Origin of the sequence: Photorhabdus sp. RM96S (genome assembly GCF_042879335.1) — a bacterium.
GTDB lineage: Bacteria > Pseudomonadota > Gammaproteobacteria > Enterobacterales > Enterobacteriaceae > Photorhabdus > Photorhabdus kayaii.
The window spans coordinates 231,510-245,226 of sequence record NZ_JBHFKT010000001.1 but is presented as its reverse complement, the minus strand read 5'-3'; the positions used below and the strand labels follow the sequence as shown (position 1 = coordinate 245,226).

Sequence of the window (13,717 nt, the reverse complement as noted above, 5' to 3'; positions counted from 1 at the left end):
TCCGCGATAATATTGAAAATACAGAGAAGATAATAAAGTAACGACTAAACTAAGATATAAAATTTCATCAATTACTTTATTCCATTCCCATAAATAACCACACAGATTATAGCTATTAAAACAATATAAGTAAATGAGATAATAATATCCTACTTTTTTAGTCAGGAAATAATAATGACAAATGAAATTAATAAATAAAAATAACCATTGGTCAGTGAAAAAACTATAATATAACGAACATTTGTTATTCAGCGAAAAAAAAGCTCACCGATTCTGTGAGCCTTTTTTATTATTCATTTTAACTTTTATTTTTGAGAATTAATTACGCAAACTGCGCCTTACCCACCGTGGTATCTGCCCACGCCGTTGTAATGGCAATTTTCGCCTTACTGTCCAGATTTTCAATAAAACCATTATCACCCGCTGTCGGCGCAAAACTGCTCATTGACTGGATCAAAGTATCAACCGCATTATCCGATAGCGCCGTAAACTCACGCTCTCCCAATGTATTCTTATCTCCCGTCCGCGCCACCAGTTTGGCGCGATTACCATTAAAGTAATTGCTAAAAGTGACCGAACCTATTGATTCAAATGCCCCCTGAGCAGTTTTATCCTCAGTATGGCGGTTTACTGATAATACCAAATCATATCCGCTACGCTGGAACCACAGGTTTTGCCAGTCAATTCCGTCAAAGACAATCATATCTTCTGCATTGATATCATCAACCTGACTGTCAATCACCTTACCACTGACCACAAAGCTGTCTATCCCTGCGCCCCCCTGAAAGTGGTTCTGATAACCGCCCAACACCAGCAAATCCTGCCCCTCACCGCCGTCAAACTGGCCGAACTTCGAAATAGTCGCCGCTATCAGGTGGTCATCACCTTCTCCACCATTAATCACCGCATGGTAGCCCATCAGTTTAATCACATCGTTACCAGTGTTGCCGTCAATCCGGTTATCATTACCAAATACTCTGGCAAAGTCATGGCCTGCACCCAATTCAACCCGGTTGTTATTACCAATGGTCACGGCATAATCTTGATCTTCTCCAGTATCCACCCGGTTGTAGTTGCCTGAGGTGACAACGTAATCCTGGCCCTTATCGGTATTAATTAAGCCGCCTTCGCCAAAGACAAACGTCTGGTCATTACCTTCCCCCATGAACACATGGTTAATGCGTCCGGCTACCACCGCGGTATCATCGCCATTACCGCCAAACATCCAGTTTTCACGCCCCATCAGTACGCCCAGATCATTACCTGCACCGCCCGCAAAGATGTTGGAAGTACCGATTGAATAATAAACATCATCTCCGCGACCACCCCAGAAGTTGTTGTTATCTGCCAGATAGGCACCAAGATCTTTACCATCACCGCCCCAGTTGAAGTTATAGTTCCCCAACGATACATGGATATCGCTATTCCCTTGCAGATGACCGCTGTTACGCAAGAAATCAAACGTTTTCTGCTCCATATTGAGCAGATCCGCGGTTAGATTTCCTTTTAAATTGGTCACTAATGACTTCATCTCTTCTTGCTTATCTTTGCTGAACATCGTCGCAAACAGGTTAGGCAAATTCAGCGAATGAAAACCAAGTGCACGCTCTGGTTCGGTGCTCTCCGCTTTTTCATTTTCATCAGGCTCTTTCTGTTTCAGTCCATGACTCTCAGCAAAGGATTTAATGCCATCCGTCCCCATATTGAGGTGAGATTTCAGGCCGTCTAGCAATTTATCTGGATCAGTGAAAACTTTCAGTTGTTCACCACCGAATTTTCCAATGACTTCAATCATCTCTTTTAGAATAGCCACACCATCCACTGGCTCGTCTCCACGGGAGACAATACGACCATCCGCAGTGTAATCCACATCAAAGATATCCGCTAAAGTGGTATCTACATTCACACTGGCTAACCGGCCAAGCAATTTATTCTTAAGCTGGCGAGGCAAATCCTGCGGATTATAGGTAAACGTGGTCTTCGCTATACCGGTTGTCGAGTATTGCTGAGTCATTAAACTGAACAACGAACCCAGGTTAGTATCGAGAATCGACTGGATATTGTCACCAAACATAAAGTTCCAGTTACCCGTGGTCACTTGAATATCCGCCCCCTGTCCCCCTATCGCAAAGTTAAATGCCAGTTTCTCATTGGCCTGACGGAATTTATCCGCACGGCTCATTTTACCTATATCAACGCTGCTGCCATTATTACTTAGCCACTGGTTGAATTGCTTATTCAGCGCGGCTTCCGTATCACTTTTCAGACCACGGCTACTACGCTCATGTTGAGAACCCAAATCAACCAGCGTCTTATAGTCAACGCTGCTGGTTTGGTCCAAACCAGACATATCCTGAACAAATTTTTTCGCGCCAGCGATTGTCCATTGCTGATCTTGCACCGCTAGCCAGTCCTGCTCTTCACCAGAATGAGCAATGCTTTGCAACACACCGGAAATACGGGCTGCACCATCAAATGGATTAACCAACGGCGGCGTTGGCAGGGATTTATCCATCATCACAATCAGGTCATTACTACGGCCTTTATTGAAACTGACGTTACGATTGCCAATAAACATTTGTGCCCCTTCAAGCGCCTGATAACCTGCAATATCGAAGCTGTGTTGACTGTCACCATTGCCGATGTGCACCATCACATTATTATCCCCGAAGGCCAATGATTTAAAGCCACCAATACCTACTTTGATGCCAACGTTCGATGTTCCCCAATTGAGCGCAGTAAATTCACCATTCCCCACATCCACCTGAATATTACCTGAGTAAATCAGTTGGTTATTCGATACATGACTTGAATCGGTTTCAATTTTATTTTTGCGCTTCTCTGGCGCAGTGAAAATATCTGCATTATCCACAATTGCACCTTTAGGTGGCGTATCAGTATCCGCGACACCGACACGAGAAAGATTGATATCGCTTTCAGCAATATTGCGACGCACTCGCTCTGAACGAGTTTCAAGTTCACCTTTTTCATTCCAACTCAAGACGACTTTGTTATCAGTCAGATTATTGATCCATTGATTATTTTCATTCTGGGTAAATTTACGCCCAGTCACATCAACGGCAACTTCACTACGACGAGCCGAAACAGTTGTGTGAATACCTTGCCCTTTTAAGGTGGTGATGAAGTGACGAGCAAAGTCATCTCGTTTGTCATCATTAATCAGCGAACAACCCACGATGCTAATATGGTCTGGTTTACCCGCCGGACCAAAGCTTTGAGTGAATTGTTTGAGTTTTATTGCCAGTTCATCGGCACTGTAACCACTCAGACGCGTGTTATTCCGCTCTGATTCGCTACGACCATGCCCCACAATCTGCCAGCGTAACTTGTCCGATGGTGTAAATTTAGATGAATCACCATAGACAACGCGGTATTTACCCTCAGAATCAAGCTGAACAACTACGCTGGAATCCGGGTGCTTACTCGCCAGATTAGCCGCTGCTTTGACTGTTACAGGATCATCCTCCATCTGGATAATGATTTGACCATCAAAGCGGGTCTCTCGACCATCGGTTTGTGGTATTACCTCTACTGTTTGCCAGAGCTCAACGGGCTTATGAACTAACTCTACCGCTGATGTGGCTTGCAAACCATTAAGCAATTGAATACGCAGCACATTGGCAACATCGTCATAACGCTTGCGCAGGCTAATATCATCCGCCTGAGCTATGAAACGGTTATTTGCATCCACTTTAAGGGCCGGCAAACCGAGACGATGAGTCATGCCAGGTACAAAATGATCAATACCTTCATGGGATTGCAGATGAGCATCACCATAAATGGCAACAAATTTCTCTCCCTCAGCTAATTGTCCCAACTGCCCAACCGCCACATTATTAGCTGCACCAGCACGATACATCAGGCCATGTTGTGATCCCTCTATTGCCGGACGAGTCGTGCTGTTGTCATCCAATACAATAATTTTGATCCCTTTACTTTTAGCCCGCGCAAATAAGTCAACAGGCAAATGTTTGGTCTCAATCATAGCGGCCAGTTCAGCGGGCATATCTCCACCTGCCAAGAACTTATCTATCAACGGCTGAGCCAAATCCGAACGCAAATGCTCCAATCCAATAACCGTCACGCCATGAGCTTTCAACGCATCCATCTGCTCATTGACAAAACGCAATCCATTAAGATCTGAACCATGACTCTCACCGATCAGCAACCCTTGGCGATCCTTAAGTAGCACCGATAACTGGTTATTCAGATCTACCCCGTCACTAAGCTGACGGTTGAGTTGTGTCAGGGCGTCTGAGGAATATTGTTTGTCCCAAGCCGCGACATCTGTTTGACGGGAGCTGTGATATATCGCTTCTATCTGTGCCAACCTACCCCGCTCCAACTGAACCAAGTAGGCAGGATTAGCAAACCGATTAAGTAAAATCGCTTCGTGTGAACCAGCAAAATTTGGATCCGCTTGTTTAGCGACTTCCTTAAGGAAATAGACCGCCATCTTCACATCTTCAGATCCCGTCATATCCAGCAGCTCATTATAACTGTAGCCGAGATGAACCCGCTTATTCCGCTCATCAATCCGAGCATGAGTCAGCAATCCCTTATCTTGAGCTCGACTCAGGCATTGTTTGAAATCATCAAACTGATCACCTAAATCCACATGGAATTTAGGATTAAAAGCGAGATCGGCGGGAATTTCCCCCTGATATCCTAACTTAGCAGCAAGATAAGGATCTTCCTTCACCCAACGCACCATCAGATCTGTCAGTCCTGGTGTATCACCACGAACTTCATTGCTGGCAATCTGGTAGATCCGTAATGCCATCTCAGGTCGAGTTTGAGCTATCTCCAGCAACGGGCCACGCACCTCCTGTAATGCACCGCTAAACATAATATCCCCCAGTTGCGTCTGTACGTTGCTCAAGGCGGTATTACGTTTGGAATCAGGATGTGCATCAAGGTAACGGGTAATACGTTGATATAGTTCGAAGCCTGCGGCTAACTGCTCGTTTCCAGTCAGGTTATGAATGCGGTCAAGTTCGTCCAGAATTACCTGATAAGAAGGACCTATCGGTTTAGCAAAAACTTTGGCCTCCTTACGCAAACCATCCTTGGTAATAAGTTCATTCAATAATGGAGTGCTATCATTCTCCATGACGACTGTTTCTAATGCCTTATTTTTGCCAGATAACGCAGTTAAATCTTCCACAGGAGAGTGGTTTTGTTTTTTCGCTATTGTTTCAAGCTGAGCTTCCTGAAGTGCCTGAGCATAATTAAACAACTCAGTTGGCGTCCAGGTACCAAACTTTGGTAGCCACTTATGACCGACAAGTTTATCCGCACCCCCTGCTTTTAATACTCTGGCAACAATGCTTGAACAGTTATTCGTCAGCAATTGATAATGCTTATTAGGGTCGCTACTGATTTTATTCCATTCCGCCTGCATTGCCGCCACATCCAGACCTTCAAGGTTAATGCGGAATACGCGCCCTTGATCGGCTTCGCTAATTTTAAAGTCCCGAATATTCTCCAACTCTCGCTCTTTAAATTCACGAATGACATTAGCAACACGTTTTTCTGCCAGTTGAGGATCTTGTACATTTTTATCGGCTTGATATCGCAATTCTTCCGCAAAAAGTCTGCCAACATCGGCCATCTCATATTGATGATCATTCCACATTTCAACAAATGGCTGGTATATCTGCTCAGGAATGTCGGCTGATTGCAACAACGTAGGATTTGCCAATGCCATCATGGCAAAGCCTTCAGTAACATCTTTGAAGGTTATATCTATCCCTCGTGCCAATTGCAGCTTTTCAATGAAACGTTGTAATTTACGATCACCATCTTTCAGGCCGAACTTATCATGCTCTTCAAAGGCTACATCTGCTTCAAGAGTTTTATGGTTCAACGACGGCCACCAACTGACATAATTTTTCTCATTGATAGCACCCGCGTCGTCAGTATTAATATGCGCACGTCCCTGACCAATTTGCATGGCGACGTGACCCAATTCGCTATGATCGCTTGGTTTCCAAACAAACAGTGTGGCACTTATCGGAGATAAATGCTGCTCAATCGCTTGATGGATTTTTCCTAAACCAGAGACATCAATGCCTTTACCATCCATCGATAAATCGCTGGCTTTCAGATTCGAGAAGACGGCATCTGAGACATCTTGACCATATTCTTTAATAACCGCCGCCTTGACTTGCTCAACCGCTTTATCAGAACTCTCCGCTTTCTGGTTAATATGAATATTTGCCTTACCCCGAGTGACAAAATCACCATTTTCATCAATATAAAGATGTTTTGAATCCTTGATATTCGCACTGTCAAACTTATCGTACAGACTACTGAAATCGCCTTGCTCTGGGATTCTCACCGTGGATTCAGCAAGCACCATCGACTCTTCGAAACGCGTGTCAATTTGAGACAATAAGTCCTTCATTGCTGGTACACGACCTGAGTCAGGATGACCTAAGAGATATCCTTCAACCTGTTGGCGCAAATCGGATAATTTTCCAATCACATCCAATTCATAGTCTTTTCTTCCTTGTCGGGCATTGTGATAACTCTCTAATGCATCAATCACTTTTTGATAACTGTCACCACGAATTTTACCTGCAACAGATGCGGCTTGCTGGAACTCACTCACCGACATCAATTTTGGTATGGGCTTCCAGATGCCATTCACTTTCTCAGTAAGAATTCGAGTATGTCCTTGATGATGAGATATAATCCGATCTTCAATGAAATATAACTCATCAGGTAACTGTGCATAATTGTCGTAATTAGCAAGAATAAAACGTTCAACTGCTTTAAGCAGATTATTGCTAGTGGTATTTTTTACAATAATTCTCTTAAATTCATTGCCATTACCTGGCCACGAACGCACCTCAAATCCTTCATCACTCTTTTGCACTAATATGTTACGTTCTGTACGTAATCCATAAAACGGCAATGCTTGATTCAGCATCGTGTCGATAGCACTAAGCTTAATATCGAGATCAACAACGGTATCGGCTTTATAGCCGCCGGGGTTAGCTAACAGCCGTTTTTTCTGTTCTTCAATAGTCAAAACATCAAACCGCGCCTGCACAGCAATACCCGCCTCTGTTAATTTGCGGCCAATCGACTCGGTAGGCAACCCTTTATATTCACTTGCCGGCTTATCCAACAATCGAATATCACCGACTAATCCTTCACGTTGTAGTTTACGCAATACAGGTAATTCAACATTCCAGAAATAGTTGCCAAGACGTAATCCCCCCTCAGAGATCAAATAAACATCACCACGTGATCCCGCGGCATAGATGGAACTCCAGAAACCAGTGTTGCTATACGTAGCAGCATCAATTGCCGATCTTAGCGCTTTATGTTCACTATTTTCAGGATCGGCGAGGTACATAATTCCCCAACGCATGAGTTGCTGATTGAGTTGAATCGCAAAAGCGTTTCCCTGCACATCAACATCGTAAACAATTTTCTTACCATCCGGTTGAGCGGCCTCAAGAACATCTCGATGCCTTCTAAAACTCTTCCCGGACCAGAATGAAACAATACTTTTGTCATCGCGGGCAGGTTCAAAGCCATAGCCATAACTGTCTAGTTTTGTAATAAACTCAACTCGTTTATCCCAGTCATAATCTAATGTGGCGTCAACAAATAGTTTCGCTAAAGATGTGATTTCATTTTCAGGTACTTTATTTTTGGCATTGGGATTCTTGAGATGCCGTTCAACAAAAGTCACTATCCGTTGCCTGGTTTTATCAGAAATATCTGCATTAACACGCTTAAATCCGGGAACAGGAATATATTCGTCCGACACATTATCGTTACCATTATCAAGCCAACGGTAGATATGGGCGATTTTTTGTGCACGACTGAGTACGGAAGAATCGACTGCCCTCTTCTTGCTGCCACCCAATCCTTCCAGATTAATACCAGAAATTATCGGCGCTTTTCTAACGAGTTCACGCGTCTCATGTGAAAGAGGAACCACAATGCTGTCAGATTGTGTTTCAACAGACCGAGGAATAAACGAAACACCAGTATTTTTTGCACGAATTCCCGCGTTGATCTGCAACCGGCTAACAGCTTGTTTAGCACTCTCCAACGCTTGCAATTCTTCTTCGGTCAGTCCTTGATAATATCTGTTTCTCGCTTCTGGCATCGATTCAGGATCAATATGGCTGCCGGTTTCTCCCGCCCCCGTTGACTCATAGGCTTTTTCTCCTGACAAGCCACTGCCACTTGCACCAATACGAGCAGGTTTAGAGTCACTTAGTTTCGCCCCTTTAGCATCAGTTTGGGTCTGAGCTGCTTTACTTTCCGCCGCTACGGTATCACGCTTACCACGGCTTTCTGCATTCTGATACGCAATATTGGCGTTGTCCTTCGCCTTTTCTGCCTGCTGCTGTTGTGAAAGAGCTTCTTCTTTTCTCTGATCTGCTTTGAATTGTGCGTCTACACCATCAAGAATCGCCTTATCACGATTTTGTTTACCTTTTTCAGCACCTGCTTCTGATAGCACCACAGCATCTTTTACTTTTTGCTGTGTATCAATAGTATCCCGATGTATCTCTGCCAGCCGTTTTTCTAATGTCGGACGGATATCATCCAACCGCTTCTGGATGTCCTCAGAAATTCCACCCACGTAGTCGAGATAATGGTTATCCAACTCACGACTATCATCAGTTTCATCTTTAAGTTGTTTAAATTTGTCAGCGATTAAAGTCAGTTCTTCAGTCGCTGCCTGAGCTTCTTCTTTTATCGCATCACTCTGTACTTGCCCATTTTGGTTAAGAGCTTCCTGATCCGTTGATTCCAATTGAGATTTCGATTTTTCAATCGCTGCCAGTTGTTTCTCTTTTTCTTGTTCCAGAAGCTGGCGATCTTTTTCGGCTTTATCTTTATCACTTAACGCATTTTTAGCCGCCTGATCTTGCCTGGCATATTCAGTAACACTATTGGCTGGCAATGTACCTACAGATTTTGCAACAACGTTATCCAAGATATAACCAATACCATTATTATCGCCGATACCTTTAAATTCGATACGGTTAGTACCTGCTTTAGCGATTAATTCCAGTGTTTCACTTTGCCATGCCGTATCACCATTAGTAATGGTAAATTTACTTTCACCATTCCAAATAACTTCCATGCCTTCATTAGGCATAACATTATTTGCACGTTTTGCAAAATCAAAGCTTAATGAAATGACTTCACCTTCAAACCGGTTTTTCAGATCCTGGTAAATAGTGGTACTGACATCCACATCAAGTTCACTGACCCGTGAGCCATGACCTGCGTTATCAAGGCCGTAAGCACTTGCCTCATAATATGCTTCAACACCATTGGTTGATTGCCAACCTTGATTACCTTGTTCAAAATTACCATTGACGATCAGATTTTCGTTCCGATCTGATACCGACCGCGTTTTTCGATTCAACGAACTGGCTAAAGAATTTTCTATTGAGTCAATATTAGGTACTTCTACCGCTGTTACAGAACTGCTCAGATGATTATTTAAGTCCGAACCAACTTGATCAATTTCATCCATCTTAAAACCATCAATGGAGGAAACTTCAGTTAAGTTAATCGCACCTCTGCCTTTGTGGGTACCCGATGTGTTTGCTTCATCCCCATGCACCAGATAGTTAATCGCCTGGCTGCCACCCACACCGAGTACAGTTTGTTTGATATTGTTGAAGAAAGAGGTAAGTTTGTTGCTTTCTGTATTACTCGATGCCACAGCCAAGCTGTAAAAATCACCATCACCAATCTTAATCGCCACATTGTTGCGCGCATAAGAGGCATTAACATATAAGCCATGACCAATTTGAATATTGGCATTACCTAAGCCTTTCATTACCGCAACATTGAGGCCATCCCCAACTTTGGTATTGACGTTATATTTCCCCCACGCCACGTTAACCGAAACACCATCCCCCACATGGGTGTTAATGTTAGCGTCACCATGAGCAGCCGTTACACTTAAGCCATTGCCTACTGTCGTCGTGACGTTAGCTTTCCCTTTTGCCACCGTAATCTGCATACCGTCTCCCACTTTGGTGACGACATTGCCTGCGCTCCATAAGGCATTAAAACCGTCTCCTTTACCCACCTGGGTGACAATATTGGCTTTACCTTTGGCAAGCACCACATTACGCCCATCTCCTATCTTAGTGATGATGTTGGCTTGTCCCCAAGCTCCGGTATAGTCATCACCATTACCCACATGGGTGATAATGTTGGCATCGCCCTGAACCACCGTGACTTCTTGCCCATTACCCACTTTGGTAACAATGTTCGCTTGACCTTTCGCGAAGTTGTAACGGTCGCCATTTCCCACCTGAGTCAGGATATGCGCTTCACCCCAGACCGCATTCACCCCGGTGCCACCGCCAATTTTGGTGATAAGATTGGCTTTTCCTTTGGCCAACCCCACTGTCGTGCCCTCGCCGACATGGGTCATCACGTTACCGACATCGGAAATAAGCAGGCCGACTGTCGTGCCGTCGCCCACTTTGGTCAGAATATTGCCTTTGCCAAGCAAAACAGCCGCCGTCGTTGAGTTGCCCACGTGGGTAATCACGTTCGCTTTAGCCGCCGCAACCACCCCCATAAAATCATCACCCACTTTGGTAACGATATTGGCCTCACCCAGTGCTAACACGCCGGTTAAACCATCCCCCACATGGGTCATCATATTGGCTTTACCAAACATGGCCGCCAGCGTTGTGCCATTACCGACTTTGGTCATCACGTTCAATTCACCGGCAAACAAACCGATACTGGTGCCATCACCCACATGCGAATAGATATTGGCTTTCCCTATCATTAAGGCGGCGGTCAGGTCGTTACCGACTTTGGTCAGCACATTGGCACCCCCAATCATGGCGGCAAAGGTATTGCCCTCCCCGACATGGGTAAAGATATTGGCTTTGCCCATCATCGCCGCCAGGGTCATGCCATTACCCACTTTCGTGGCGATATTGCCCTTTGCCAGCATCAGCGCAACACTGGTGCCATCCCCAATATGCGTAAACACATTGCCCGCCGCTACCATCAAGGCCAGCGCATTACCGTCACCCACTTTGGTAAAGACGTTCACTGCGCCCCCCATTAACGCCCATGCATCCCCTTTGCCGACATGGGTAAACAGGTTGCCCGCACCAATCATGACCGCAATTGATGTCTCCTCCCCGACTTTGGTGAAGATGTTCCCTGCCGCAGCCATCACGCCCAGCGTCAAACCGTCACCAACATGGGTCAACACATTGCCAACGCCAAACAGGATGCCAGTCGTGTCACCCTTTCCGACTTTGGTCAAGATATTCGCGCCACCCAGCATCACGCCCGTGGTATTGCCGTCACCGATATGCGTAAGGACGTTTGCACCACCGCCCATTACCGCCAACGCATTGCCTTTCCCTTTCTTGGTCAAGATGTTGGCTCCGCCCAACACAATGGCGGTGGTGTTGGCGGTTTCAGTCTCCTCACTGAGATGGGTGATAATATTGGCACCGCCGAACATACCGGCAACCATATCTCCCGCACCGAGCTTTGTTAGCACGTTAGCGCCACCTAAAAGTACAGAAGAGATATCCCCTGCTCCGGCCTGGGTGATGACGTTAAAACCGCCCGCTCCGGACCAGTTCCCATTGCCATTACCTATTTGGGTATGAGTGTTGTACCCGCCCAACATCAACACCCGGCTGTTACCGTTGCCTTTGTGGATCGAGATATTGCCATAAGCCAGAAGATGTGCCAGATATCGCCCATCCCCGACCCGCACAAGAACATTTACCGCACCACCAGCGTAAACATCCATTTTTCCGCGCTGGCTTTGGTGAACCAAGACATTGGCTAAACCCGCGCCACGGAATGTCAGATCGCCCTCTTCACCACTTTTTACAACGACGTTAGCTGCACCAGCACCATCAAAATTGGTATCACCGAATTTTGAGCCGTGCAAAATGACATTCGCTGCTCCTGCGCCCTTAAAATTAACATTTCCCCGCGTGACATTAGATTTAATAACGTTTCCACCACCCGCACCGTTAAAATTAACGTAACCACTGCTTGTGGGTGACTTTACAAGGTCTTGCTGGCTATATTCTTCGCTATGTACTAATCGATGGGAAGTACGGCGCACCGTATTAACGTCATATTGAAGCTGGCTTAACGTGTAACCGGGGCCAATAGAGGTATATCCGTTAGCATAGGAAAGCTCTTCATTAGCCAAATTACCCGTATGATCGCCTGCTTTGTACCATGCTATTGCTTTGTATTTCAGTTGCCTTGTTTCAGGATCGTTTTTCAACTGAACTTCAACAATTTTGGTATATCGCCCCATTACCTTGGCATACACATAAGTATTGGGCTGCCGGTTCGATTTGACTGCGGAAACCTCAACTTTGCGGCCATCAGAGAAGATCGCATATCCCCCCATTTTGGCATCGCCTAGCGAGATATCCTCTGCTTTAATTACCATGCCGCCCGCATAGGTTACCCACCGATCTATCAATAGGCTTTCCTCGATAGCATGAATCTCGATAGGTTGCTGATGCTCAAAAACCAAACTGGAGAGACGGTAAGCCCCATTAGCGTTTACCGCGATAAATCCATTGCCTGACGAAATTTCTTTCGCCGCAAGATTTTTAAGGTGGTTACCTGCTTTATACCAAGAAGTGGCATGATAACCGAGTCTACCTGTGGTGGGATTATTCTGAAGCTGGACTTTGCTGATTTTAGTGTACATTTTGTCAGCAAACGCAAAAAGATAGGTATTCGGTTCGACGGTTGATTTAATACCTGTAACTTGCTGAGACTCCTGAATCCAGCTTCCTCCCATCGTTGCCGTCGTCAATACGATTTCTTTAGCTTTAGCAAATTCCAGTGTCTCACCATCGGAATCGCTATTCATGCCTATTCTGGTGATTTCATTGTAAGCACCCGCACCGGAGAAATTAATATTGCCATGCGCGACATCAGAATAGAGTTTGTTATACCCCCCCGCACCTTCAACAGTAATATCACCGCGGGTCTGTTCATACTCGTCTTTATTTTGGCGTACACGCTCAATGCGATTCGATGCCCCCGCACCACGTAAGATAATATTACCTTCTTTACCTTTACGTACAATGTGATTATCAGCACCAGCCCCATTAAATGTAACGTTACCGCTCTCCACTCGTGAGCTGATGCTGTTTGCAGAGCCTGCGCCATTAAAAGTCACATTTCCCTGTGAATCTTGATAACGGTTAAACCAGGTACGGTCAATGTCGTTGTATGCCCCTGCGCCGGCAAAATCTAAATTTCCCCGGTTAGTTTCATGCCATAACTTATTGTATCCACCAGCCCCTTTAAAATTTGTATCACCAGACAAACCCTTACGAACCAGTTTATTGTAGCCGGCAGCACCCGAATAATTTAAATTTCCCGTATCACCCGTATGATTAATAAAAGCCGCACCGGCGGCCCCCGCAAATGACAAGCCACCATTTCCCGTTTTACTAATGCCGGTGTAACCTGAAGCTCCCTTTACCGCAAGGTCACCATCTGTGTGGTATACATCGACTTTAAGTGAACCAACAGTAACATCATCATTTCCGCCATAAGCATAAACTTCACCACCAACACCAATAGCAGTAATACTATTACCATCATTATCGTCGTAGTATTTTCCTGTAAAGAAGTACTCTGTACTTCTATTTGATGATTTCCCCAT

The 13,717-nt window shown here is 45.1% G+C and carries 1 protein-coding gene; it reads right to left on the bottom strand.

Features of this window, described 5'->3' with window-relative positions; translation table 11 throughout:
- Positions 1-322: 322 nt before the first annotated feature.
- Positions 323-13,717 carry an MARTX multifunctional-autoprocessing repeats-in-toxin holotoxin RtxA gene (gene rtxA / locus ACGF49_RS01195; protein ID WP_387488960.1) on the bottom strand — a complete coding sequence of 4,465 codons (13,395 nt, stop codon included), beginning with the start codon at positions 13,715-13,717 and terminating at the stop codon, positions 323-325.

Bases quoted from the DNA above. Each gene is read 5' to 3' on its own strand.
- rtxA (WP_387488960.1), bottom strand. From the start codon at position 13,717: ATGGGGAAATCATCAAATAGAAGTACAGAGTACTTCTTTACAGGAAAA.